21 protein-coding genes are annotated in these 25,273 nt (G+C 46.6%); 20 read left to right on the plus strand and 1 reads right to left on the minus strand.

The features are described from left to right. Position 1: 1 nt before the first annotated feature. The 14 genes from RA156_RS12300 (at position 2) to RA156_RS12365 (ending at position 15,122) form a co-directional block, all read left to right on the plus strand. Complete coding sequence (locus RA156_RS12300; RefSeq protein ID WP_306640432.1) at positions 2–1,018, plus strand: Gfo/Idh/MocA family protein; 1,017 nt, start codon at positions 2–4, stop codon at positions 1,016–1,018. Then, positions 1,011–1,469: an acyltransferase gene (locus RA156_RS12305; protein ID WP_306640434.1), complete on the plus strand. Its 459-nt coding sequence runs from the start codon at positions 1,011–1,013 to the stop codon at positions 1,467–1,469. Before RA156_RS12300 ends, RA156_RS12305 begins: the two co-directional genes overlap by 8 nt. Next, a complete protein-coding gene (locus RA156_RS12310; protein WP_306640436.1) occupies positions 1,469–2,566 on the plus strand; it encodes a DegT/DnrJ/EryC1/StrS family aminotransferase in 1,098 nt (365 codons plus the stop codon). The genes RA156_RS12305 and RA156_RS12310 overlap by 1 nt, the downstream gene beginning before the upstream one ends. Next, positions 2,556–3,806 carry a glycosyltransferase family protein gene (locus RA156_RS12315; RefSeq protein ID WP_306640437.1) on the plus strand — a complete coding sequence of 417 codons (1,251 nt, stop codon included), beginning with the start codon at positions 2,556–2,558 and terminating at the stop codon, positions 3,804–3,806. The genes RA156_RS12310 and RA156_RS12315 overlap by 11 nt, the downstream gene beginning before the upstream one ends. Next, a complete protein-coding gene (locus tag RA156_RS12320; RefSeq protein ID WP_306640438.1) occupies positions 3,803–5,005 on the plus strand; it encodes a glycosyltransferase family 4 protein in 1,203 nt (400 codons plus the stop codon). The genes RA156_RS12315 and RA156_RS12320 overlap by 4 nt, the downstream gene beginning before the upstream one ends. A 149-nt stretch (positions 5,006–5,154) precedes the next feature. Further along, positions 5,155–6,234: a glycosyltransferase family 4 protein gene (locus tag RA156_RS12325; protein ID WP_306640439.1), complete on the plus strand. Its 1,080-nt coding sequence runs from the start codon at positions 5,155–5,157 to the stop codon at positions 6,232–6,234. Beyond that, entirely contained in the window at positions 6,227–7,522 is a 1,296-nt protein-coding gene (locus tag RA156_RS12330; RefSeq protein WP_306640440.1) for an acyltransferase family protein, read from the plus strand. Before RA156_RS12325 ends, RA156_RS12330 begins: the two co-directional genes overlap by 8 nt. After that, the gene (locus tag RA156_RS12335) at positions 7,519–8,835 is read left to right on the plus strand and encodes a hypothetical protein (protein ID WP_306640441.1); all 1,317 of its coding nucleotides are present in this window, start codon (positions 7,519–7,521) and stop codon (positions 8,833–8,835) included. The genes RA156_RS12330 and RA156_RS12335 overlap by 4 nt, the downstream gene beginning before the upstream one ends. Next, the gene (locus tag RA156_RS12340; protein ID WP_306640443.1) at positions 8,832–9,878 is read left to right on the plus strand and encodes a glycosyltransferase family 4 protein; all 1,047 of its coding nucleotides are present in this window, start codon (positions 8,832–8,834) and stop codon (positions 9,876–9,878) included. Before RA156_RS12335 ends, RA156_RS12340 begins: the two co-directional genes overlap by 4 nt. Positions 9,879–9,888: 10 nt before the next feature. Beyond that, positions 9,889–10,836: an NAD-dependent epimerase/dehydratase family protein gene (locus RA156_RS12345; protein ID WP_306640445.1), complete on the plus strand. Its 948-nt coding sequence runs from the start codon at positions 9,889–9,891 to the stop codon at positions 10,834–10,836. Then, positions 10,823–12,691: an asparagine synthase (glutamine-hydrolyzing) gene (gene asnB, locus RA156_RS12350; protein WP_306640447.1), complete on the plus strand. Its 1,869-nt coding sequence runs from the start codon at positions 10,823–10,825 to the stop codon at positions 12,689–12,691. Before RA156_RS12345 ends, asnB begins: the two co-directional genes overlap by 14 nt. Then, positions 12,657–13,826: a glycosyltransferase gene (locus RA156_RS12355; RefSeq protein WP_306640449.1), complete on the plus strand. Its 1,170-nt coding sequence runs from the start codon at positions 12,657–12,659 to the stop codon at positions 13,824–13,826. Before asnB ends, RA156_RS12355 begins: the two co-directional genes overlap by 35 nt. Continuing rightward, a complete protein-coding gene (locus RA156_RS12360) occupies positions 13,816–14,370 on the plus strand; it encodes a WcaF family extracellular polysaccharide biosynthesis acetyltransferase (RefSeq protein WP_306640451.1) in 555 nt (184 codons plus the stop codon). The genes RA156_RS12355 and RA156_RS12360 overlap by 11 nt, the downstream gene beginning before the upstream one ends. Continuing rightward, entirely contained in the window at positions 14,367–15,122 is a 756-nt protein-coding gene (locus tag RA156_RS12365) for a glycosyltransferase family 2 protein (protein WP_306640453.1), read from the plus strand. The genes RA156_RS12360 and RA156_RS12365 overlap by 4 nt, the downstream gene beginning before the upstream one ends. A 54-nt stretch (positions 15,123–15,176) precedes the next feature. On the opposite strand, the gene RA156_RS12370 is transcribed toward RA156_RS12365, so the two are convergent. Further along, positions 15,177–16,127 (minus strand): DUF6089 family protein, encoded by a 951-nt coding sequence (locus RA156_RS12370; RefSeq protein ID WP_306640455.1) that lies wholly within the window; start codon positions 16,125–16,127, stop codon positions 15,177–15,179. Positions 16,128–16,303: 176 nt separating this feature from the next. Between RA156_RS12370 and RA156_RS12375 the strand changes: the two genes are divergently transcribed. The 6 genes from RA156_RS12375 to RA156_RS12400 all read left to right on the plus strand — a co-directional run bounded on the left by RA156_RS12375 (position 16,304) and on the right by RA156_RS12400 (position 25,259). Then, entirely contained in the window at positions 16,304–17,257 is a 954-nt protein-coding gene (locus tag RA156_RS12375; protein WP_306640457.1) for an NAD(P)H-dependent flavin oxidoreductase, read from the plus strand. A 108-nt stretch (positions 17,258–17,365) separates the two neighbouring features. Further along, complete coding sequence (locus RA156_RS12380) at positions 17,366–19,483, plus strand: T9SS type B sorting domain-containing protein (RefSeq protein ID WP_306640459.1); 2,118 nt, start codon at positions 17,366–17,368, stop codon at positions 19,481–19,483. A gap of 74 nt (positions 19,484–19,557) precedes the next feature. Next, a complete protein-coding gene (gene guaB, locus RA156_RS12385) occupies positions 19,558–21,033 on the plus strand; it encodes an IMP dehydrogenase (protein WP_306640461.1) in 1,476 nt (491 codons plus the stop codon). Positions 21,034–21,086: 53 nt separating this feature from the next. After that, positions 21,087–23,051 (plus strand): peptidylprolyl isomerase, encoded by a 1,965-nt coding sequence (locus tag RA156_RS12390; RefSeq protein WP_306640463.1) that lies wholly within the window; start codon positions 21,087–21,089, stop codon positions 23,049–23,051. Further along, entirely contained in the window at positions 23,048–23,911 is an 864-nt protein-coding gene (locus RA156_RS12395) for a peptidylprolyl isomerase (RefSeq protein WP_306640465.1), read from the plus strand. The genes RA156_RS12390 and RA156_RS12395 overlap by 4 nt, the downstream gene beginning before the upstream one ends. Continuing rightward, a complete protein-coding gene (locus RA156_RS12400; RefSeq protein WP_306640467.1) occupies positions 23,904–25,259 on the plus strand; it encodes a peptidylprolyl isomerase in 1,356 nt (451 codons plus the stop codon). The genes RA156_RS12395 and RA156_RS12400 overlap by 8 nt, the downstream gene beginning before the upstream one ends. Positions 25,260–25,273 lie beyond the last annotated feature (14 nt).

Below are 25,273 nucleotides of genomic sequence, written 5' to 3' on the forward strand. Positions count from 1 at the left end.
CATGAAAAAGACCCGTTTTGCCATTGTAGGATGCGGAAGCATTGGTCGCCGCCACATCGCGGTGATCGACGCTGAACCCAATGCGGAGATCGTAGCGATCTGTGATATCAAGGAAGAAGCTGCTCGCGAGCAATCTGATCTTTATGACAACCTTCCTTTCTACACAGATTTCACGGAAATGCTGGCAAACATCGAAGCTGATGTGATTAACATTGCCACACCTCACGCGTTGCATGCTGACATGTCGATTGAAGCACTCCGTGCTGGTTTTGACGTCTTAGTTGAGAAGCCAATGGCCCTCACAACGGAAGACTGTAAGCGCATGAATGCCGTATCAAAGGAAACCGGTCAGCAGCTGTGGGTCGTGAAGCAAAACCGTCACAACGTTCCTGTTCGATTGGCCAAAGATGCGATCGACAAAGGAATGCTCGGTAAGATCTTCATGATCAAGTGTGACATCCTATGGAATCGTTACCAAGGGTACTACGATGACTCTCCGTGGCGAGGTGTGAAAGAAGAAGAAGGCGGGGCGCTATTCACTCAAGCAAGTCACTTCATTGATCTATTAATCTGGTGGTGTGGTGATGTAGTGAAAGCTCAGTGTCACGCTGAAACTCAGAATCATAATATTGAAACAGAAGACAGCGGTGTAGCCATCTTGAACTTCGCTAACGGAGCCATTGGCTCATTGGTTTGGACAACTTGTGTCTACAACAAAAACTACGAAGGGTCAGTGACCATCGTAGGAGAGCGAGGTACCATCAAGATCGGTGGCAAGTACCTCAACAAGATTGAATTCTGGGATGTAGAAGGATACCCTCTTCCAGAAGGGATCGAATTCTCAGATAAGCCGAATGCCTACGGTAAGTACCAGGGAACAAGCTCAAATCACGACAAGGTGGTGAAGGCATTGATCGCCTACTTAAACCGTGAAGGAAATGAAACAGTAGATGGTTTCGAAGGAATGAAATCAATTGACGCCATCGAACACATTTACAACGCAATGGCCAATGGCTGAACCGAAGAAATACCAAGCACAAATCCGCGACGTCAATTTCGGTGAGAATGTCATCGTTGTTGAACCTTGCAACCTCTATGAATGCAGCATCGGCAGCAACAGCTTTGTTGGGCCCTTTGTTGAAATTCAAAAAGGAGTCGTTGTAGGGGATCGCAGCAAAGTGCAGTCGCATACCTTCATTTGCGAATTGGTAACGATCGGTGATGATTGCTTTATCGGACATGGAGTCATGTTTATCAATGACTTGTTCAGTGATGGAGGACCGGCCGGAGGCGATCAAACGAAATGGAAACAAACCTTCATCGGGAATAAGGTCTCGATTGGAAGCAATGCCACCATTCTCCCTGTCACTATTTGCGACGAAGTCGTGATTGGCGCAGGTAGCGTAGTGACAAAAGATATCACGGAGCCTGGCGTCTACGCTGGGAATCCAGCAAAAAAACTTCGGTAATGAACGTACCTTTTGTTGACCTCCATGCGCAGTACTTGCGCTACAAAGATGAATTCGATTCCGCGATAGCGAATGTCATCAGCGAAACCGCATTCATCAGCGGTAAACACGCGAAAGCCTTTGAAGCCAACTTCTCTGAGTACGCTCAAGTAGGGCACACAGTAAGCTGCGCGAACGGAACTGACTCCCTTGAAATCCTCTTGGATGTTCTTGGTGTAGGACCAGGTGATGAGGTAATCATCCCAGCGCTATCATGGATTTCGACTGCTGAGGTTATTGGCACAAGAGGTGCTACACCGGTATTCGTTGACATAGACGAAACCTATACGATCAACGTAGACTTGATCGAAGAAAAAATCACTCCTCAAACAAGAGGTATCATGCCTGTGCACCTATATGGATGTCCGGCGAACATGCCTCGAATCATGGAGATCGCGGAAAAGCACAACCTATTCGTCATCGAAGACAGTGCGCAGGCGCATGGTGCTGAATGGGGAGGTCAACGCATTGCTACATTTGGAACCGCAGGTAGCTTTAGCTTCTACCCAGGAAAAAACTTGGGTGCGTACGGAGACGCCGGTGGAATGGTGACCGACAGCGAAGAGATCGCGAATAAAGCACGCATGATCGCTAACCACGGTCAGCCAAAGAAACACGAGCACATCATGGAAGGCCGCAATTCCCGAATGGACGGAATGCAAGCAGCCATTCTAAATGTGAAGCTCCCATACATTGAGACATGGACGGAAGAGCGCATTGCTCATGCCGCTCGTTACACTGAGTTACTGAAAGAAAGCAGCGTTCAAACGCCAATCGTTCCTGAGGGCGCTCGTCATGTCTTCCACCTTTATGTAGTGCAGCATGATGACCGCGATGGTTTGAGACAACATCTCGCGGATCATGGCATCGGTAATGCGATCCACTACCCTACGCCAATGCCTTTCATGCCGTGTTACGCGCATCTGGGCTATACTGAAGCAGATTTCCCTGTAGCTACGGCGGCATGTAAACGCATTGTTTCGCTTCCGATGTATCCGGAAATGACTAATGAGCATATTGATCGCGTTGTAGAAACCATCAATTCTTATGGCGGATAAGAAACTCCTGCTCGTTTGTTATGACTTCCCGCCAAACGCAGGCATTGGTGGTAGACGCTGGGCAAAGCTCGCTAAGGGGCTGACGCAACTGGGCTACCACATTCACGTGATCAAAGCGGATCCAATTTCAGGAACCGATCCTTCGGGTTGGGCAGATGATATTGATCGCAATGCGATTACGGTGCATTCCGTAAAGCGCAATTACCCAACCGTTGTTTCACACGGACCGAAAAACATTGTCGACAAACTGCGTTACCGCTACCATGTCAATCAATTGAAGAATAAAGAAAAGGGCACCATTTACGACATCGCTATCGGATGGGATAAGCGCTTTCTTCCCTTCGCAAAGAACTTGATTGAAAAGGAAGGCATCACTGACATTCTTGCCACTGGAGCCCCTTTCAACCTTCTATATTACTGCGCTCAGCTAAAAGACTTCTTTCCAGAAATCAACTTGATTGCTGATTACCGCGACCCTTGGCTTACTGCTGAGAACTACGGCATGAAAGACCTGACCGATGAGCGAATGACCGTGGAGACTGAGAAACAAGAGTTACTCTTTCAAAACGCGAATTGGATTACTTGTCCGAATGAATTCTTGTTGGCTGACATTCGCTCTACGGCTGTCATCAAGCCAAAGGCAGAGTTCACGGCCATGCCTCACTTCTACGACAAGGATGACCTCAAGAAGTACCTTGTCGACCATGAAAAGACTGACGACAAAATCAAGATTGTATACGGCGGAGCGATCTACCTTGGCATGGAAAGGCATTTGGAGCGTCTAGCACGTGCCTTGCGTTACCTCGCTAAGAATCAACCATTGCTAGCTGCAAAGCTTGACATTCGTTTGTACACACCGCATCATCGATTTGCTGAAATCTTCCAAGGGTTGGAGAAGTTTGTTCAGTTCAAAGAAACCATCGGCAAAGATTTTTTCTCTGAATTGAATAGTGCAGATGCGGCATTCATATTCTTAGCAGAACACAACCGAAACTTCCTGACAACGAAGTTCTTCGAGTACTTGCCATTCAACAAACCTCTGCTGTATCTAGGTGCAGAAGGCTATGTTTCTGGTTTCATTGAAGACAATGATCTGGGAGTCTCCCTACGAAGTGAAGAACACATTGGCGCCACCTTAAAAGAATTGGCTGAAGGAAACTTGAAGACCAAATCAAGCATTGATGTCAAGGCGTTCAGCCTCAAACGAAGAGCCCGCGAACTCGCCGCACTATTGTCATGAAAATCGTCTACTTCTCTCCTCACCCTAACATCTACCTGAATATTCCGGCGGGGCCGGGGGTGCATATTCGTGAGATGATCCGTGGGTTTGAGCAAGAAGGACACGAAGTTACTCCCTTGATTATGGGTGGTGTTGACGCCCAAGAAAGTTCTGGTGGCGGCACACAAACCAAAGGACTGAAGGAGCGCATTAAGCCCTTGATCCCGAATATCCTGTGGCAAAGTTTGAAAGATCGTCAGCTTTTCGCTTTCGATGATCACGCTAGCGCGGAATTGAAAGCTCTTTGCGAGAAAGTGAAGCCAGACCTCATCTACGAGCGTGCCTATTACGGAATGACTTCTGGCGTTCGCGTAGCAAAGGAACTCGGAATTCGACACGTCCTTGAAATGAACGCCCCTTACCCTGAAGAGCGCGTTGATATGGAAGGCCGAAGTATGGGCACTTCGAAAGCCAAAAAGGCAGAAAAGCAACAATTGAAAGACACCGATCGAGTGGTTGTGGTGTCAAGCGCACTTAAAGAGTACGTCAACAACGTTGTACCCGGAACGGAGGCCAAAACAATCATTACACCCAATGCGATTCGATCAGATTTCGAAGCACCCCACCAATCGCACATCGACAAGACAAAGCAAGAATTGGGTCTTGAGGGGAAAACGGTTGTTGGTTTTGTAGGATCCATTTTCCCTTATCACGGGGTTGATCAGTTGATTGAAGCCTTTGCAGAGACCTGTGCCAAACAGGATGACAAGGCCTTACTCGTTGTTGGAGACGGAGCCATTCTAGACGGCCTCAAAACATTGGCGGACAGCCTTGGAATTGGTGAACAAGTAAGATTCACTGGGAAAATCCCTCATGCCAAGGTATTCGCACACATTGGCGCCATGGACATCTGTGTCATGGCCACGTCGAACTGGTATGGATCACCGGTAAAGATTTTTGAATACGGAGCGATGGGGAAGACGGTCATTGCACCAGACGTAAGTCCCGTGACCGATGTCATGGAAAACGACAAACATGGTCTGCTCGTTCAACCAAACACACCGAATATCGCTTCCGCGCTAGCGAAATGCATCAATGACCAAATAACAGCCAGCACCATGGCTGAACAATGGAAAACGAAGGTATTGACCGAGCACCGATGGCAAGCCATGGCAGCGAAAGTCTTGAATTCCCTCAACGGAAACGATATTCAAGTATAAGCATGGAAAAGTCGGAGTAGCCACATGTTTTTGGGGCCATTATTCTTCGACCTTTGACGAATCAAGAACTGACTAATTTGAAGATAGCGATCATTACGGATGGCATTTATCCCTTTGTGATTGGAGGGATGCAAAAGCACTCTTTTTATTTGGCAAAATTTCTTGTCAAACGTGGGGTGGATGTCACTTTGATCCATTGTGTAACGAAAGGAGAGCTGCCAACGCATGAAGGCGTATTGGAAGCTATGGAATTGGAGGAAAGTGCCAATTTCAAATCAATTGCTCTTCGTTTTCCGCAAATGGGTTCAATGCCGGGTCACTATATCCGCGAGAACTACGCTTACTCGATGGAAGTCTTCAAATCACTCGAAGCCGAGCTTCAGTCGTTTGACCTCATTTATGCCAAAGGATTCGCTGCATGGGCGCTACTTGACAAGAAGCGCAAAGGCTTGAAAGCGCCGCCAGTAGCGGTGAAGTTCCACGGCTATGAGATGTTCCAAAAAGCGCCAAGCTTCCGAGTGCGCCTTGAACACTACCTTCTTCGCGGACCTGTGAAATTCAACAATGTGAACGCTGACTACATCTTCTCTTATGGAGGAAAGATCACTTCGTTGGTTGAAGGACTGGGTATCTCGAAAGACCGCATTAAAGAAATTCCGACGGGCATCGAAGCCAACTGGTGTCGAGATATGATTGCTCCAATTGAGTCAGAGAAACGTCGCTTCCTGTTTATCGGGAGATACGAACGACGAAAAGGGATTGAAGAACTAAATGAGGTCCTCAACGCTGTTGATCCAAGTCTTCCTTTCCATTTTGATTTTGTTGGTCCGATTCCACCATCGAAACAATTGAAAGATGACCGCATAACCTACCACGGTAAGGTGATGGAACGCGAGAAGCTTCAAGCAATCATGGAGAATTGCGAAGTACTCGTAACGCCATCGCACTCTGAAGGCATGCCGAATGTCATCATGGAAGGTATGGCTCGAGGCTTGGCGGTGATTGCGACTGATGTTGGCGCTGTAGCAGCCCAAGTCGACAACAAATGCGGATGGTTACTTGAACCTGCGAATGTGCCGCAACTCAAAGCTGCCTTTGAAGAAGCGGTGAATTCGAGCAACGAAGACCTCATCCAGAAAAGAAAGAATGCATTGACCAAGGTGAAGGAACACTTCACTTGGGAACATGTCTCGATGCTAACCCAAAAAGCCTTCGAAGAAATTGGCTGAGCAAAAGAAAAAAAGCGTTTACTTCCCTGGCCTGAATGGGCTTCGATTCTTCGCAGCTTTTGCCGTGGTAATCACGCATATCGAGCTCATGAAGAAGTACATGCGCAACCTGCATCCCTTCGATCATGGTTGGCTTGACATCTGGGGTAAATGGGTTAGTGGACCTAAAGAAGGCGAGCCCGTTGTCACATCGATTCCGCTTGAAGCGGTCATCAACGACCCTGTCGTAGAATGGTATCACCCGATCATACCGGAATTAGGCCCATTAGGCGTGGTTTTCTTCTTCGTACTCAGCGGTTTCTTGATCACCTACCTCCTCTTCGCAGAACGTGACGCCACGGGAACGGTGGCAATCAAAGACTTTTATATGCGCCGCATTTTCCGAATCTGGCCATTGTATTACTTGATTTTCATTCTCGGGTTCTTTGTATTGCCTCAAAGCGGACCGGATGACCTCTTCTTTGTCCCGTATCAAAGCCCTGCATTTGATGGAGGAACATCATACTGGGCGAGCCTGATTTTCTACGGACTCTTCTTCCCTAACATTGCCTACTCCATTTTCGGGGCCTTCCCGAATATTGGTCAAAGTTGGTCAATCGGTGTTGAGGAACAGTTCTACCTCATTTGGCCTTGGCTTATGCGCAAGACGAAAAAGCCACTGCGCGTGATCATCACTTTCTTCATGATTTACCTGATGATCAAGGTAATGGTGATTGTCATTGGTAGCGTAACTGATATCAACGGCTGGCAATACGTGCGCAAGTTTTTCGCCATGAGTAAGCTCGAGTGTATGGCTTTCGGTGGTGTCGGAGCATGGTATCTCTACAACGAAAAAGAACGTTTGCTGAACTTCATTTTTTCAAAGCCAGTTCAGATTCTTTCTTTCCTCGGAATTCCTTTCCTGATGTACTTCACGCCAGCTGCGGTGCAAAATGTAGTACACCTGGCCTACTCAGTATTGTTCTTAATCATCATCATGAACGTAAGTTCCAATCCGAATTCTATTCTGCGCCTGGAACGTAAGTGGCTAAGCACACTTGGAAAGATTAGCTATGGAATTTACATGTTCCACATGTTGATCATTGTGGGCGTTTTGCATCTATTCATGATGTTCTTACCACCAGATGAAGCACCATCATTCCTGATGAATGTTGCGATCTATGTTGTTTCTATAGGTCTGACTCTCTTGGTTTCGTACCTTTCGTATCACTACTTTGAAAATCGCTTTATCCGGATGAAACGGAAGTTCACCAAAGTGGTTAGTGGTGAGGAAGCAAAAAAGGCATGACAGGAAAGTTTGCGCGGTTCTGTATTCTACTGACGATCTTCTTGAGTTCGTACATTCTATTCCGTTCGCCATTCGAGGGGTACATTACCTACCTCGTGATGGTGATGTTCTTTCCTATTTATGTAGTTCGTTACGGAATTCCGCGACTTCCCGTCTTACTCTTCACTCCTATCTTGATCTCTGGATTGATCTACATCCAGGTAGGTGACAACGAGACCGGACTATTCATTAAGATCTTCATTGGGTTCTTCTCCTCCGTACTCTTCTATAGGTATGTTTTACAGGCCTTTGAGTATGATGTAGACACCTTATTTGAAATGTATCTCAAGGGATCCGTCGTCGTCTCCATGATTGGGCTCTTCCAAATGTTGAGCTTCTTTGTCGGCTTCGGTCCAGGCTTTGACTACAGCTGGATTCTGAATAAATGGGGTACCAGTCCCGGTGGGTTGGGTATTCGATTGAACTCCATATTCTCAGAGCCCGCCTACTTCGCAGGGGTAGTTGGACCGGCCTTTTTCGTGTCGATTTACAACCTGTTCTTCCGGAAGAATTTCTTCATTAAGAACTGGCAATGTATCGTGATTATCACGGCATATATGCTCACCTTCTCGACGCTTGGTATCATCTCCATCTTCGTGAGCGCGTTCTTGTTGCTTCTGAATTTTGGATTCGTCAAGTACGCTGTGATCGTCGTCCCACTTGGGTTCTTCGGTTATCAATATGCCTACAACAACATTGAAGATTTCCGAGAGCGAGTCGATGGAACCACTAAAGTGTTTAGCTCTGATGAGATGCCAGACATTAACGAGGTTCACGGATCGAGTTTCGTACTCTACAACAACTACGTTATCGCCACCGAGAACTTCTCTAGGAACACCCTTTTCGGTACCGGACTGGGCTCTCACCCTGTGGCCTTTGACCGTTACTCGTTGACGAACGCTCCGGGAATGATCCAGATCAACTTCAACAAAGCCGATGCAAATTCCATGCTCCTTCGACTATTGTCAGAAACCGGTTTGTACGGAGTTTCGGTGATGATTTGGCTGGTGTTGTCGAACCTGGTTCCTAAGAATCGATCCCAGAACGAAACCAATTGGCTGATGTCGAATGCCATTCTGGTGGTAATCCTCGTGTATCTTATGCGCCAGGGTCACTACTTCATTAATGGGTTCCCTTTCTTTCTCTGGATGTATTATTACATACGGAAGAAGAATGTGGCTATGGCTAACGCCGAAACAGAAGAAGAGGCACAAGCCATTGACAAAGGTTCATCTCCAAATGAACAGCTCGCACCAATTCCTCAGGCTTCATGAAAAAAGTGCTCTTCCTCTATACCGAGCTCGCCGAGTATGTTTTAGCATGTATTCAAGAGTTAGAGAAAGAATCATTGGAAGTCCATGTTGTTCGCTGGCCGATCAACAAGGAAGCCCCTTTTGAATTCCGTTCCTTGGAACGTACGCACTTCTACGATCGAAGTGATTTTACCGACGAGTCATTAATCGAATTCACTAAGAAGCTACAACCTGACGTAGTCTTCTCTTCAGGCTGGGTAGACAAAGGTTACTTAAAAGCATTGCGTGCCGTCAAAAAGCAATCGAAGACGGTCGTTCTACTAGACAATCAATGGCTAGGAACACCTCGTCAACGGGCGGCTATGATCCTTGCACGTTCATGGATCAAAAAGACCTTTGATGCGGCATGGGTTCCGGGTGAGCCACAACGTCAATTTGCGCTGCGCCTGGGCTTCAAGGCTGAAGACATTCAGAATGGTTTTTACTGTGCTGATACCGGTTTCTTTTCCAAATTCTACCATGACCATCCTGAACGTCAAGAAAAGCTACCAAAGCGATTCATTTTTGTGGGTAGGTATCTCGATTTTAAAGGAATCTTCGAATTGTGGAATGCCTTCATTGAGTTGAAGAAAGAGTATGCCGATTGGGAACTGATCTGCGCAGGAACTGGTGATCTATGGGATCAGCGAATAGAGGCAGATGGCATCGAACATTTAGGATTTGTTCAGCCTTCTGACTTCCCTCCTGTTTTAGAAAAAGCAGGTGTGTTTGTTTTACCAAGCCACAAAGAACCATGGGGTGTGGTGATTCATGAGATGGCCGCAGCAGGTTTCCCATTGATCTGTTCGAAGGCGGTAGGCGCTGCCTCATGGTTTGTCAAAGAAGGCGAGAACGGGTTTACCTTCAACGGAGCTGATCAACAAGACCTCTTTGAAGCCATGAAGAAGATTGCCTCCATGGACGATGAAACCCTAACGGCAATGGGAAAAAGAAGCCACGAGATCTCTAGTTCACTAACACCTACCATCTGGAAGGAAAGACTTCTTACCTTCATTGATGACTAAACCACCCGAGATGTCAAACATTCTTGTAACTGGAGGAGCAGGTTTTATCGCAAGCTCCATGGCCGCGAGGCTTGCTGAAGACCCAGCGAATACTGTGGTCATCGTAGACAACTTCGTGACCGGAAAGCCAGAGAATATTCCAAACTCGCCACATGGCAATATTCACTTCGTGAAATGTGATGTCAACAATTACCGCGACATCTCAGAAGTGTTCTTCTCATGGCGATTTGACATGGTCTTTCACTACGCCGCCTTGGTAGGGGTTCAACGAACTTTGAACAACCCAGTGAAAGTGCTTGACGACATTGATGGAATCAGAAACATCCTGAATCTCTGCAAAAACGGTCGTGTTAAACGCGTCCTTTACAGTTCATCTTCGGAAGTTTATGGAGAGCCTTTTGAAATCCCTCAAAATGAGCACACCACACCACTAAACTCAAGGCTACCTTATGCCATTGTCAAGAATGCAGGGGAAGCATGGCTCAAAGCCTACGAGAAGGAATACGGCCTATCATACAGCATCTTCCGATTCTTCAATACCTACGGACCACACCAAAGCGATGACTTCGTAATCTCGAAGTTCATCAAAGCCGCTTTGGCTAATGAAGATATAACCATCTATGGCGATGGCATGCAAACAAGAACGTTTTGCTACATCGACGATAACGTAGAGGCATGTTACCGCATCGCGCATAGCGACGACTTCAGAAACGAAGTGGTCAATATTGGAAGCGACCACGAAATCACGATACTCGAACTTGCCCAACGAATTATCCGCTTGAGCCGCAGCCAATCACAGATCGTTCACCTTCCAGCCTTGAAAGAAGGAGACATGAGCCGTCGCAAACCTGACATTTCACTCATGCGTTCCATCTTGAAAGATGACCTCACAGAATTGGATCAAGGCCTATTAAGAGTTATTGATGCTTTTAACCCAGTAGCGAATGTGCGGAATTAACGGGATTGTAGACCTCAAACATGTCGCAGACCCAGCGGCAACGATTAAGGTCATGAATGACCGACTGGCACATCGAGGGCCAGATGCAGAAGGCAGTTTCGTCAATGACACCGTGGCGCTTGGCCACAGACGCCTCAGCATTATTGATCTCAGCGACGCCGGTAACCAACCTTTCCATTCATTCGACGGAAAACAGACCCTCGTTTTCAACGGAGAGATCTACAACTACATCGAATTAAAGGCCAAATTGGCTGACTACCCGTTCAAGACGGGTTCTGATACTGAAGTGCTCATAGCAGCGTACCGCAAGTGGGGAAAAGACTGCTTGCTCCAGTTAAATGGAATGTTCGCTTTTGCGCTTTGGGACGAAGACCAACGGTCACTTCTCATCGCACGAGACCGAATGGGGATCAAACCACTTTACTTTGCTTGGCAAGGCAATGGATTGGTATTCTCCAGTGAAATGCGCGCCCTTCTTTCGAGCAACCTTGTCAAAAAGAAAGTCGATTCGTTGGCTCTGGTTGACTACTTGCGCTATCAAACGGTTCACGCTCCAAGAACAATGATCGAAGGAGTACAGATGCTCGAACCAGGCACCTACATGCTGATCACTGATAGTGAGACCATCAATGAGCATTACTGGCACTTGGCTGCCTCTTCAAAGCAAATCATTGATGGCCGCGATCGCATTCTTAAGAACATTAATGAGTCATTACACCGCAGCGTTGAAATGCGCATGCGAGCGGATGTCCCTTTTGGTGCCTTTCTTTCTGGTGGAATCGACTCTAGCGCGATCGTGGGATTGATGGCTGGAGTAACAGACCACCCGGTGAGTACGTTCAGTGTGACTTTCGATGAGGAAGAATTCTCTGAAGGGGTATACGCAGAAATGATCGCTAAGAAGTTCAATACGCGACATACAGAAATCCGATTAAAGGCCGACGACTTCCTCCAGATGATTCCAGATGCCCTCCAGGCGATGGATCACCCGAGCGGAGATGGACCAAATACTTATGTCGTAAGTAAGGTGACCAAAGAATCAGGAATCACCATGGCACTCTCAGGATTGGGTGGTGATGAATTATTCGCTGGGTACGGCATCTTTACCCAAGCAACTGCCCTGCTCGACAAACGTTGGGTGATGAGCTTTCCGAAGTTCTTACGTTCCTTCGCCGGACGTGGACTTCAACTAGCGAAACCGTCGATTGCGAGTCGTAAGACGGCATCCATTCTGAAAGAAGATTACCTAGATCTCGAATACTTTTATCCGTATTCAAGACAGGCGCTTGATGAAAAGCAAGTTGGAGCCTTGGTGAAAGGCAAACTCCCAAAGAACGCGGTACACCAGTTCCTGCTCGAAGAAATGGCGCAAGATATGCCAGCCTTCAGCTTGAATTACCTCAGTAAAATCTCATACGCAGAGATCAGAACCTACATGCAAAATGTACTTCTTCGTGACTCAGATCAGATGAGTATGGCACATGCACTCGAAGTTCGTGTACCATTCCTCGATCACGAGTTGGTAGAGTATGTCATGGGGGTTGCTGACCCTGAAAAGTATCCGCATACACCGAAGAAATTACTGGATGATTCTCTAGGTACTCTCTTGCCAAGAGAAATCGTCGATCGTCCTAAGATGGGCTTCACCCTTCCTTGGGAACAGTGGATGAAAGGAACACTTCGCTCTTTCTGCGAAGAAAAATTGCAACGTCTTGGTGAGCGCGAGTACTTCAACGCTCGTGGAATTGACCAAACGTGGAGATCGTTCTTGAACGGCAGCAAGTTTATCACTTGGTCACGTGTTTGGCACCTCGTAGTACTTGAAAACTGGCTACAAGAGCACGGCATTGAGTGATCAAAAACACATATTGATTTTCATTGATTGGTTCCTTCCAGGCTACAAGGCTGGAGGTCCGATCCAATCAATTGCCAACCTGGTTGAGCGACTACCTTATCGCTTTTCGATCGTCACTTCCATCTACGACCATCACTCTGACACGCCTTACGATCTTCCCACGAATACTTGGGTGATTCGCAACGACCGAGTTCGCGTGAAGTATTTTGATACGGAAGGTCCATCTGCTGACGACATTCGCACGATCATCGCGGAAGACAACTATGACTCGGTGTATGTCAATAGCTTGTTTAGTCCGAAGTATGCTTTGACACCGGTTCGAACCATTCAAAAGATCAAAGGTGCACCGAAGGTGATTCTAGCTCCGCGAGGCATGTTGAAGCCGGGGGCACTTTCGGTGAAGGCTCGAAAGAAGAAGATATTCCTTGCTACTTCCAAAATGCTTGGCTGGTTCAAGGGCATTCGTTGGCATGCAACGAATGATGTCGAGGCAGCTGAAGTTCATCAACACTTTGGGAAGAAAGTTGAAGTCACGGTCGCTCCCAATCTTCCGCGTTCAGCGAAAAAAAGAGAACGGATACCTCAGAAGACTGCCGGCGAAATGAAACTCATCACGGTAGCAAGGGTAAGCAAGGAGAAGAATATTCTCGGCGGGATTGAATACCTCGCCAACTTTGACGGACAAACCATACAGTGGGATGTGTATGGCACCATGCAAGACGAAGCCTATTTGCAGGCATGCAAAGAGGCCGCCGCTGCCTTGAAAACCATTTCCATCGACTTCAAAGGTGAGATTCCCCCTTCATTAATACCGGAAAAATTCAACGACCAACATTTCTTCTACCTCCCTACCTTGGGCGAGAACTTTGGTCACGCTATCGCGGAAGCGCTACTTTCCGGAGTTCCTGTGATTATTAGCGACATGACTCCTTGGCAAGATCTGGCGAATACAAAAGCTGGGTGGGCCGTACCATTAAAGGACGATCCGTGGAAAACAACACTGACTGAGTGTTTGAACATGGATCACGAAACTTACCTTCATTGGACCGATGGAGCATACGCACTCGGAAGTTCCGTAGCGAATGACGAAACGGCAATCACAGCCAACAAGAGACTATTTGAACATGCAGGGTAAAACAGACCTCAGTCAATTCAACAATGATTGGTACCAACCAGGCTCAGCAATTAAGCGAGCACTGTGGTACATCGTCAATGTCTTGTTCTTCATCAATCCTTTGATGCCGATTTCTGGATTGAAAGTCGCTTTGCTACGCCTCTTTGGAGCCAAGGTAGGCGCTGGGGTAGTGATTAAACCCGCGGTCAATATCAAGTACCCATGGAAGCTCACGATCGGTGACCACACGTGGATCGGTGAGAAGGTATGGATTGACAACCTTGGTGTGGTAAAGATTGGTGCCAATGCATGCCTCTCGCAAGGGTCAATGCTCCTTTGCGGAAACCACAATTACAAAAAGGCTGCCTTCGACTTGATGGTCGGAGACATCACTATAGAAGACGGTGCATGGGTGGGAGCCCATTCCGTAGTCTGTCCGGGAGTGACCTGCGGGTCTCACTCGATACTATCCGTTAATTCTGTAGCCACTCATGATCTTGAAGCATACAAGATCTATCAAGGCAATCCTGCTCAATTCGTACGTAACAGAGAGATCAACTCATGAAAGTATCGATCATCACTATTGCATGGAACAGCGCTGAAACGATCGAAGACACGATCAAATCAGTCATTGCTCAAGACTACCCTGATATCGAATACATTGTAGTTGACGGTGCGTCAAAAGACGATACCATGAAAATCGTTGAACGACACCGAGATGGTATTGCCAAAGTAGTAAGTGAACCAGACAAAGGCATCTACGACGCCATGAATAAAGGAGTCAAATTGGCCACTGGTGATGTCATTGGCATCTTGAACAGCGATGACTTCTATGCCGATGAAAAGGTCATTTCTGAGGTTGTAGCTAGGTTCAAAGAAACAGGCAGCGACGGCTTATATGCAGATCTTACCTATGTCAACCGTGATCAAACTGATAAGGTCATTAGATACTGGAAGGCAGGAGAGTACAAACCAGGCTTATTCCGCAAGGGATGGATGCCACCGCATCCTACCTTTTTCGTGAAGAAGACATGTTACGATCAATTCGGCATCTACTCATTGGAGCTCCGCTCTGCTGCTGATTACGAACTGATGTTGCGCTTCATCCACAAGAACGAGATTTCGGTTACCTACCTGCCACGTGTCATCACTCGTATGCGTGAAGGAGGAGAAAGTAACGTTACTCTCAAAAATCGCATCAGAGCGAACAAGGAAGACCGTCGCGCATGGAAGATGAACGGTTTAACCCCTGGAGCTTTCACGCTCATTAGAAAGCCACTTTCTAAGCTTTCTCAATTCATTAAAAAAGGAGCATAAAAAAAAGCGCCTTCCCTTCGGAAAGCGCTTTAAATATTCTATCGTGCGTTCTTCTTAGAACTTCGCACGTGATTTTCTTGAACCTGTGCGGTTACGCAGCCAGCTGTACTTCTTACGGTAGAATTGGCTTCGTCCGCGGATAACACGACCAACAGTAAACTGTGTAGTCAAGTAGCTATCGTTGTTCGTCGGATCACCACGCTTTGTGCTGAATCCTTCTTGGTACTGGTGGTCATTCACCGAACCAGCGTCTGGATCGTCGATATCAAGAATCAATTGCTGGTTTGTCTGGCTAGCAAAGGCACGAGCCTCATCCGATGGCAATGATGCAGGGTCAACGTAAGTCGTTGAAATGTCATCAAGGTAATCTGAACCAGTTGTTCTCCAGCTCAACTCCCATCCGATTCTCCATGTCTTGTCGAACGTGAAGTAAAGACCAAGACCTGCAGGGATTGCCCATCCGAACTGACCGTACTCCTCTCCTTCCGTTTGGAAGTCACGTAGGTTGTACCAAACATCATCAAACTGATCATTTGGATCAAATAGGATCTGCCCCTGTGGGTTACTGCGGTATCCCGCGAAACCTCCGAAGATGTATAGACGGAAATCAGGGTTGTAGTATCCTTTTCCACCGACGTCGTTATCGTAGAAGATTGTCAACTCTGCGCGAGCTTGAAGCTCAAGCATGCGGTTACGGAAGTTCAAGTTACGAGCGCGACGAGCTGGGTTGGTAGACTCACTATCGGCATCATTAATCTGCAAGTAGTTGAATGCACCAAATACCGCTAGACGCTTAGAAATCTTGTAACGGGTGTAAGCACCAATAGCGATGTTGGTTTGGTTCAAGTGCATATCCCAAACGAAATCACGTCTGGTTTGCTCCTTCCCTCCAATATCTCCAAGGTAATTTGCGCCACCAACCATTAGTCCGTACTCCCACTTATACTGGGCATCGGCGCTGAGAGTCAAGGTTGTTAGCAACAATAAGTATAGCAGTCGCTTCATTACCAAATGATTAAGATTCATTGTAAAGAACAAAAATAGCTCTTTGGAATCGGTTTCAAAATCATTCATCGAATTCTTTTTGGCTTTAGTAGTCACTTAGAGCTGAATTCGTCTGACATGGGTTACGAAAGTTTCCCACATTTGTTTCCTCTTCGTGATGCTAAAATTCGCTTCCTATGAATAGACTAAGTCAGCTTCTGAACATCAAATACCCGATCATTCAAGCCGGAATGGTTTGGTGTAGTGGGTGGGAACTAGCCGCCGCATCTTCCAAAGCTGGAATTCTTGGCACAATCGGCGCAGGGTCAATGTATCCAGAGGTTTTGCTAAGTCATATTGCCAAATGTAAAGCGGCTGGTGAGACCAACTTTGCGGTGAATTTACCGCTCCTTTACCCACAGATTGAAGAACACATCAAGACCATTCTGGAGCAGGAAGTTCCGGTGGTAATTACGAGTGCCGGCAATCCCAAAAAGTGGACTTCAGAACTGAAGTCTAAGGGGGTGATTGTAGGACACGTCGTTTCATCAAAAAAATTCGCTCTCAAGGCGCAGGATGCCGGAGTTGACTTCATTATTGCTGAAGGTTTTGAGGCGGGCGGGCACAACGGTAGGGAGGAGACAACAACGATGTGCTTGATTCCTGAAGTGGCTGATGCCATCGAAATTCCATTGGCAGCCGCTGGAGGTATTGCCGATGCACGAAGCATGGTTGCCGCCATGGTTCTGGGCGCTGACGGCGTTCAAATTGGCAGTCGTTTCGTGGCTTCGAAAGAATCTTCTGCACACGAAAATTTTAAATCTAGTGTTGTTGAGGCCAGTGAAGGTCAAACAGAGCTGACCTTGAAAGAGCTAACTCCAGTGCGCCTTCTTGAGGGTGGTTTTCTGTCTGCAGTTCGTGAGGCTTATGCCAATGACGCTAGCGCGGAAACGCTCAAAGAGCTTCTTGGCAGAGGCCGAGCCAAGAAAGGTATGTTTGAAGGCGACCTTCAGGAAGGAGAACTTGAAATCGGTCAGGTTTCATCTCGAATCGATGAAATCCTGAGCGTTGAGGATATCGTGAAGGAGATTATTTCTGATTATAGAAGAATGAACCCGCAAGGGCTGGGAGACCGCTTCCAACTCACATAGGCAACCATTAACAGTGGTATTCAGTCTATTTATTAGCAGGGACGTTCGTAAAATTCAATGCGATTCCATGCGTTATGCTTACAGAAGTGCCTAATTTTGCACTTGTTTATGCCTAGAACATTCAAATTCATAGGAGTCTTCATCGTCTTTTGCTTTGGCGTCAATGCGTTATCAGCGCAGCTAGACCCTCCGAGCTTTGATTGTATTTCTGTAGGTATCGATGGTTCCGTCACACTTTCTTGGACAGAACCCAATGATCCTCTCAACGAGTTTACAGCATACACCGTTTACAGCTACGATGTAGGCACAGATACAGAAACACTCGTTTCGACAATTGGCAACTATGCCACTACAAATATGATCGTTCCTGGAGTCGATGGAAACATTGCTCAAACCTGTTATTTCCTCCAGACCACATCTAACGACGGAAACAACCAAACGTCGGTTAGTTCCGATACACTGTGCTCCATGCTACTTTCAGCTGTTCCAGGTCTTGTTCCCGGAACAGTGGAATTAAACTGGAACTACCCTCAGGCACTAGATCCAGCCCTTTTTCCAGGAGACTTTACTGTTTTCATGGAATATCCAGTAGGTGAATGGAATATCATTGCGGAATTCCCTGCTAGCTTGACGAACAGCTACACTTATGAAGTAACTGCCTGCACCGCAGATTTGAACTTTCAGATTCGCTACAGCGATGGTGGTCCTTGCGATCACTTCTCAAATATTTCAGGCGGAACTTTCCAGGATCAAATTGATCCTCCAGCGCCGGTTATCACCAGCGTTTCAGTTGACAGTCTTACGAATGATGCTTCCATTTCATGGAGCATTCCCCCAGTGATTGATGTGGGTGGATACATTCTCTACGAATGTATTCCTGGTTTGAACCCCATGCCTTTGGATACCATCTTCGACCCAAACATCACCACGTGGGTAAACCCGAACTCTGATGCCAATCTCGGACCAGAACAATACAACATCGCCGCATTTGATGATTGTTTGACCAACTTCGGAGAACCAGACCCAGGGGCTGCGAATCTTGATTGTGTAAGCTCTATCTACCTCACACACACTTGGCAAAGCTGCACAGATGTAGTCAACCTCGTGTGGACTGCATACCAAGGATGGAATACGGGTGTTGCGTACTACGAAGTATATGCAGCTGAAGAACCAGATCCAGGTAGTGGGGTTTTCAACCCTTCGGTACTATTGGCAACACTTCCAGGAACCGACAACACATACGTGCATGAAGGAGCCACTTTGGGGAGCTCCTACCGTTACCGAGTTCGCGCCTTCTCTAATGATCTGATCAATAACGCCGCTTCAAATAACCGAACGGCTACCCTGGCTTATCCAGATTCTCCGGATCAAACAAGAATTGGACGTGCTTCTGTGAATGGTCCGAATGAAATTGAAGTGCTTGCAGATCTTGACGCTACCGTGGCAACGCCGCATACCTATGTTCTTGAACGTTTGAATCCAATCTTCAACGAATTCGAAGAAATCGATTCTCAAGACGCGGTCGCTTCTCCTCAAATCACCTTCGTTGACACTGACGTTGACACAGGAGAAAGAAGCTATACATACAGAATCAAGGTACTGAACAACTGTGGTGATGTGGTAGACTCAACCAATATCGGTAAGACCATTCTTTTAGATGGTTTGGCGAATACAGATCAACTCGTCAACACACTTATTTGGAGTCACTACGAAGACTGGCAAGAAGGTGTTGATCAGTATCAGATCACACGAACAATCGACGGAGGTCCGGTGGAGATTCTGGGATCTGTGCCAGGCTCAGTCAACTTCTTCGAAGACGACGTAAGCGACCTGCTTTACACCGAAGGAGAATTTTGTTACCAAATCTTCGCTAGTGAGATCCCTGGTGGAGTTTTCTTACCTGAAGGGTCGATCAGTAATGAGCTCTGTATCACGCAGGAGCCAGTTATCTGGATTCCAAATGCTTTTGTTGTAGATGGATTCAACAAAGAGTTCCGCCCAGTGATTTCTTTTGCTGACTTCGACAACTATCGCATGCAGATATACAGCCGTTGGGGTAACCTCATCTTCGAAACCGATCAAATCGAAGAAGCATGGGATGGCACCTACCGCGGAGAATTCGTCCGCGAAGGCATGTACGCCTACTACATTTCTGTAGCTGATGGTGCCGGTAGACTCTACGAAAGAAGAGGAACCGTAGTCATGCTTAAGGCATCCGAAGACTAGCGAGTTAGGGTCTGCATTTTTTGTACCTTTGCACAACTTTTTTTCTCGCACACCCCCAATTTTCTAAAAAGCCCATGGGATTTAACAAGAATGACAAGGTCGTAGGTGAAGGTTTAACCTATGACGATGTCCTGCTCGTACCCGCGTATTCGCAAATTCTTCCACGCGACGTCAACATTTCATCAAAGTTCACACGTAACATCACACTGAACACTCCTGTAGTAGCAGCTGCGATGGATACCGTAACAGAGTCAAAAATGGCCATTGCCATGGCTCGTCAAGGCGGTATTGGCGTGATCCACAAGAACATGACGATTCAGCAACAAGCGAACGAAGTTCGTAAGGTGAAGCGTTCGGAAAGCGGAATGATCCAAGATCCGGTGACCGTGCATGAAAGTGCTGTTGTTGGTGATGCTTTGCAACTAATGGCAGAAAACAAGATCGGTGGAATTCCTGTCACGAATAAGGAAGGTAAATTGGTTGGTATCGTGACCAATCGAGACCTCCGTTTCGAAAAGGAAATGTCTCGTCCGATCAAAGAAGTAATGACAAGCGAGAACTTGGTCATTGCGCAAGAAGGAACTGACCTTTCAAAGGCAGAGTCAATCCTTCAGAATCACAAAATTGAAAAGCTCCCTGTAGTTGACGACAACAACACACTTGTTGGACTTATCACCTACAAAGACATCATCAAGCTTCAGGAATATCCAAACTCGTGTAAAGACCAATACGGACGACTACGCGTAGCAGCTGCGATCGGGGTGACCGCAGATTCTATGGAAAGAGCCGAAGCATTGGTGAATGCGGGAGTTGATGCGCTGATCGTTGATACAGCACACGGACATAGCCGTGGAGTGCTAGACACCTTGCGTCAGATTAAAGACAAGTTCTCTGAAATCGACATCGTTTGTGGAAACATCGCTACTGCCGCAGCGGCAAAAGCACTGGTAGACCACGGAGCAGACGCGGTGAAAGTAGGAATTGGCCCTGGATCAATTTGTACAACGCGTGTGATCGCAGGTGTGGGTGTTCCACAACTCTATGCAGTAATGGAAGTTGCTGAAGCCCTTAAAGGAACAGGAGTTCCAATGATTGCTGATGGAGGTATCCGATTCACAGGTGATATCGTCAAGGCAATTGCCGGTGGTGGAAACACAGTGATGGTAGGTTCTATGCTTGCGGGTGTAGAAGAATCTCCTGGTGAGACAATCATCTATGAAGGACGTCGTTTCAAGTCGTACCGTGGCATGGGATCCATTGAAGCGATGCAGAAAGGATCAAAAGATCGTTACTTCCAAGATGCTGAAGACGATATCAAAAAGCTCGTTCCAGAAGGTATTAGTGGTAGGGTTCCTTACAAAGGAACTGTACAGGAAGTGATGTACCAGATTATTGGAGGACTTCGCGCTGGTATGGGATATTGCGGAGCTTCAGATATAGAAACCCTACAAACGGCACAATTTGTGCGTATTACCAATTCAGGTATCAAAGAAAGCCATCCTCACGATGTCTTTATTACACGTGAAGCTCCTAACTACAGCATCCGTTAAGCTTACCTGAGAATCCGTACTTTTGCGCTCCAACCAAATAATGCTTTCTGATCATGACTAGATCAACAATTGTTTTTTCTCTCCTATTCAGTGTACTACTTAGCTTTTCCGCGCTAGCGCAGAACGGCGACCAAATTGTACTAACTGTTGAGGACGAACAAGTAACACTGTCCGACTTTGAAGCAATCTTCATGAAGAATAACCGTGACTCTGTGATCACTCAAGCATCACTAGATGAGTACATGGAACTCTTCATCAATTTCAAGCTGAAAGTAAGAGAAGCAGTTGAAGAAGGTTTGGATACAAATGCTGCATTCCAGCGCGAACTACAAGGTTACCGCAAGCAGCTTTCTCGTCCTTACTTGATTGACAATGAGCTTTTGGACGAATTGGTTCAGGAAGCGTTCGAGCGCAAGTCGCAAGAAGTAAACGCAAGCCACATTCTTATTAAGTGTGACCAAAATGCGACTCCGGAAGATACCTTGAAGGCGTACAACCGCATCATGGAATTGCGTAAGCGTATTGAAGGTGGAGAAGATTTTGCGGCGGTTGCAACCTCAAAAGGAGGTTCGGAAGACCCAAGTGTTCGTGAAAACGAAGGTAACCTTGGTTGGTTCACAGCGTTCCAAATGGTATTTCCATTCGAAAATGCTGCCTACACTACAGAGGTAGGAAAAGTAAGTCAACCAGTGCGTACACGTTATGGATACCACATTCTAAAGGTGCACGACAAGCGTGATGCACGCGGAGAAATTCGCGTAGCGCACATCATGGTTCGTCACAAAGACAAGAACGACGTTCAAGCAAAACAAGAAGCAGAGAACAAAGCACGTGAGATTCACAAGATGCTTCAAGAAGGATCTGATTTCGGTGAGCTAGCAATGCGCTTTTCGCAAGATGCAAGTACATCACGCAATGGCGGTGAGCTTCCTTGGTTCGGAACAGGTAAGATGGTTGAAGAGTTCGAAGATGCAGCTTTCGCATTGAAAGAAGACGGACAAATCAGCGAACCTGTAGAGACGACTTATGGATGGCACATCATCAAGCGACTAGAATACCGTGGAGTGCCTGATTTCGCTTCGCAAGAGTCAGACATTCGCAAGCGTGTGAGCCGCGATTCTCGTGCCGAGCTTACAAAGCAGAGTTTCATCAATAAGTTGAAAGCTGAGTACGGTGTAAATCCAATCACCAAGTCACTAAAAGACATCTACAAAGCAGCAGATGACGATAGTGCTTTTGTTGGAAGCAACGGAATCAAGGTGAAGAAAATGAAGAAGCTCAGCAAAGAGCTATTCTCTATTGATGGAAACGTATATACAGCGAAAGACTTCTACGAACACTTGAATACTTCGAAGATTCGTCGTCGTGATATGACCGGACGTGAGATCGTAGATAGCGAGTTGAATAAGTACATCGAGCGTGAGCTGATGAGCTACGAAGACAGCCAACTTGAGCGCAAGTACAATGACTTCCGTTTGTTGATGAACGAATATCACGATGGTATCCTTCTATTCGAACTGACAGATCGTAAAGTGTGGTCGAAAGCAGTAAAAGACACTACTGGTCTTGAGGCATTCTACGAAGCAAACAAGATGAACTTCATGTGGGAAGAACGCGTGAATGGAACCATCTTCACTTGCGCTGACAAGAAGATTGCAAAGTCAGTTCGCAAGATGCTAAAGCGCGGAAAAACACTTGTTGAAATCAAAGACGAGCTTAACAAGACATCTTCACTCAACTTGAGCCTGGAAGAAGGTACTTGGGAACGTTCTGATAAAGCAGAACTTTTTGCGAAAGCCGAGCTAGTTTCAGGCGAAATCGCAGAAGTTGAAATGAACGGTCAAATCGTTTTGATCCAAGTCAACGAACTCATTGCTCCAACTCCTAAGGCACTGAACGAAGCACGTGGTATGATCACTGCTGAGTACCAGAACAGCCTTGAGCAACAGTGGATCGAAGAGCTTCGTGCTAAGTACAGCTACCAAGTTAATCGCGAGGTACTTTACATGATCAAATGATCAGATACGCGCTGATCGCCTGTTCCATATTATTTCTTGCCTGCCAACCGAAGGAGGAAGCCTCAACTGAACATGTAGTTGATGGTGTGGCTCGTGCCTACGACAAAACATTGACGTGGGAAGAGCTGAGTGCCATTATCCCTGATCAATCGAGTGAAGAAGACAGCATTATGTTGGCCGAGCGCTACATCAATGATTGGCTCAAGCTTCAGGTCATGCTTCACACAGCTGAAACCAATCTTCCCGAAGAAGAAAAGAAGTTTGAGCAAGAGCTCGAGAATTACCGGAATACGCTGCTCACCTATGCGTATGAAAACACCTTTGTTCAGCAACGACTAGACACAAACCTCACGGAAGCAGAGGTCAACGCCTACTACGAACAGAACCAAGAGATCTTCAGTCTTAATGACTACATCGTCAAGGTCAAGTTCTGTATTCTGGCAAAAGACACTCCCAAACTCAAACGTTTTCGCAAGCTCTTTGAGAGTGAAGAATCAGAAGATTTGGTAAAACTTGAGCAGTTCTGCGTTGATTATGGCGCGAGCTATTACGTGGATGTGGAAGAATGGATGTACTTTGAAGACCTTTTACAGCAAGTACCCCTAGAAGTCTATAATGTAGAGAGCTTTTTGAAGAAAAAGCCTTCGACCGAATTCGAGAAAAGTGACAAAATGTACTTCGTATCCGTCTTAGACTATAAGTTGAAAGATGGCGTTTCTCCGATAGACCTTGTTGAAGATCAAATTCGCAACCTGATCATCAACAAACGGAAGAAGGAATTACTGACCAACATGCGCGAGCAGTTGTACAAAGATGCCCTAGCGAGAAACGAGGTCGAAAAAATGACAGACAATGAATAAGACAGCGTTGCTTATAACGATTAGCCTACTTTGGAGCGTTGCCGCTTTTGCGCAGCCTCAGGGTGAAATCATTGATCGTATTATCGGAGTAGTCGGGAACGAAATCGTTCTTCAGAGTGATCTTGAAAATGATCTCCTTCAACAAAGACTCCAGGGAGTTGACCCAGATGGAGATTCTCGTTGCGTGTCTATTGAGGGTCTATTGTTCTCTCGCCTTTTGTTACACCAATCACGCTTAGATAGTTTGGTAGTCACGGAACAGCAGATCCAATCAGAAATCGAAAAGCGTCTTGCTTACTACATGCAGCTTTTTGGTTCCGTGGAAGCCTTTGAGGCTGAATACAGGAAATCTGTGGCGCAATGGCGTGATGAATTCCGTGAACCAATTGAAGAGCAGCTGCTGATTCAGCAGATGCAGTACCAGCTTCAAAGCCGAGTTACTGCTACTCCAAAACAGGTGAAAGAGTACTTCGATAACATGCCTACAGACAGTATCCCACTGATCAGTGAGCAGGTTGAATACAGTATGATCATTATTGAGCCGGCACCTACCCCGCAGGAGGTCGCTGCTAAACGAAATCAAGCAGATTCTGTTCGTGCACTTGTAGCCGACGGTAAAATGCGTTTCAACCTGGCGGCAAGCCGATTCTCTGATGATCCAGGATCGAAGTACAAGGGAGGTTGCTATCAGAACATCAGCAAAGGTGCGTTCGTACCGGCATTTGAAGAAATGGTGTACTCAACAGAGCTCGAGCAGCTCTCACCGGTTTTCGAGACTGAATTTGGATTCCACTTCCTGAAGCCAACCGATAAGCGCGGACAAGTATTTAGCTGTTGTCACGTGTTGTTCTCCCCTACAGTGAGTGATGATGCCTTGGTTTATACAGAGGGAAAGATTGATAGTATCGCAACGGCCATTCGCGCTGACTCATTGACATTTGAGCAAGCAGCTATTCGCTTCTCAACAAATGAAGACACGCGAAATCAAGGTGGGCGTGTAGCCAACTTCCGTGTTGGGGGTATGAAGCATGGTGTGGATGAATTGGATCGAAATGTATTCCTCGTACTTGACAAGCTAGAAGTAGGTGAAGTATCTGAACCTATCTTGATTCAATCACCAGGAGGAAACCCGCAATACGCGATCTACAAACTTGATTCACGACTGGCAGCTCACCAGGCGAACCTCAAAGACGATTACCTGTTGTTCAAGCAGGAAGCAGAGGCTGACATGCAGGAAACTGCAGTTGACAAATGGATTGAGAAACGTTTACGCTCGACCTTCGTTAAACTGAATCCTGATTATAAAGATTGTGAATTCCGCTTCATGTGGATTAAAGGTGACTCATAAGGATTGACTTTTCC

It is taken from the genome of Sanyastnella coralliicola, from assembly GCF_030845195.1.
Classification (GTDB): Bacteria; Bacteroidota; Bacteroidia; order Flavobacteriales_D; family Sanyastnellaceae; genus Sanyastnella; species Sanyastnella coralliicola.

Coding starts and splice junctions, on each gene's coding strand:
- RA156_RS12375 (WP_306640457.1), top strand. CDS start 16,304: ATGAATAGACTAAGTCAGCTTCTGAACATCAAATACCCGATCATTCAA.
- RA156_RS12340 (WP_306640443.1), top strand. CDS start 8,832: ATGAAAAAAGTGCTCTTCCTCTATACCGAGCTCGCCGAGTATGTTTTA.
- RA156_RS12390 (WP_306640463.1), top strand. CDS start 21,087: ATGACTAGATCAACAATTGTTTTTTCTCTCCTATTCAGTGTACTACTT.
- RA156_RS12345 (WP_306640445.1), top strand. CDS start 9,889: ATGTCAAACATTCTTGTAACTGGAGGAGCAGGTTTTATCGCAAGCTCC.
- RA156_RS12360 (WP_306640451.1), top strand. CDS start 13,816: ATGCAGGGTAAAACAGACCTCAGTCAATTCAACAATGATTGGTACCAA.
- RA156_RS12395 (WP_306640465.1), top strand. CDS start 23,048: ATGATCAGATACGCGCTGATCGCCTGTTCCATATTATTTCTTGCCTGC.
- RA156_RS12335 (WP_306640441.1), top strand. CDS start 7,519: ATGACAGGAAAGTTTGCGCGGTTCTGTATTCTACTGACGATCTTCTTG.
- asnB (WP_306640447.1), top strand. CDS start 10,823: ATGTGCGGAATTAACGGGATTGTAGACCTCAAACATGTCGCAGACCCA.
- RA156_RS12310 (WP_306640436.1), top strand. CDS start 1,469: ATGAACGTACCTTTTGTTGACCTCCATGCGCAGTACTTGCGCTACAAA.
- RA156_RS12370 (WP_306640455.1), bottom strand. CDS start 16,127: ATGAAGCGACTGCTATACTTATTGTTGCTAACAACCTTGACTCTCAGC.
- guaB (WP_306640461.1), top strand. CDS start 19,558: ATGGGATTTAACAAGAATGACAAGGTCGTAGGTGAAGGTTTAACCTAT.
- RA156_RS12300 (WP_306640432.1), top strand. CDS start 2: ATGAAAAAGACCCGTTTTGCCATTGTAGGATGCGGAAGCATTGGTCGC.
- RA156_RS12320 (WP_306640438.1), top strand. CDS start 3,803: ATGAAAATCGTCTACTTCTCTCCTCACCCTAACATCTACCTGAATATT.
- RA156_RS12305 (WP_306640434.1), top strand. CDS start 1,011: ATGGCTGAACCGAAGAAATACCAAGCACAAATCCGCGACGTCAATTTC.
- RA156_RS12380 (WP_306640459.1), top strand. CDS start 17,366: ATGCCTAGAACATTCAAATTCATAGGAGTCTTCATCGTCTTTTGCTTT.
- RA156_RS12365 (WP_306640453.1), top strand. CDS start 14,367: ATGAAAGTATCGATCATCACTATTGCATGGAACAGCGCTGAAACGATC.
- RA156_RS12315 (WP_306640437.1), top strand. CDS start 2,556: ATGGCGGATAAGAAACTCCTGCTCGTTTGTTATGACTTCCCGCCAAAC.
- RA156_RS12400 (WP_306640467.1), top strand. CDS start 23,904: ATGAATAAGACAGCGTTGCTTATAACGATTAGCCTACTTTGGAGCGTT.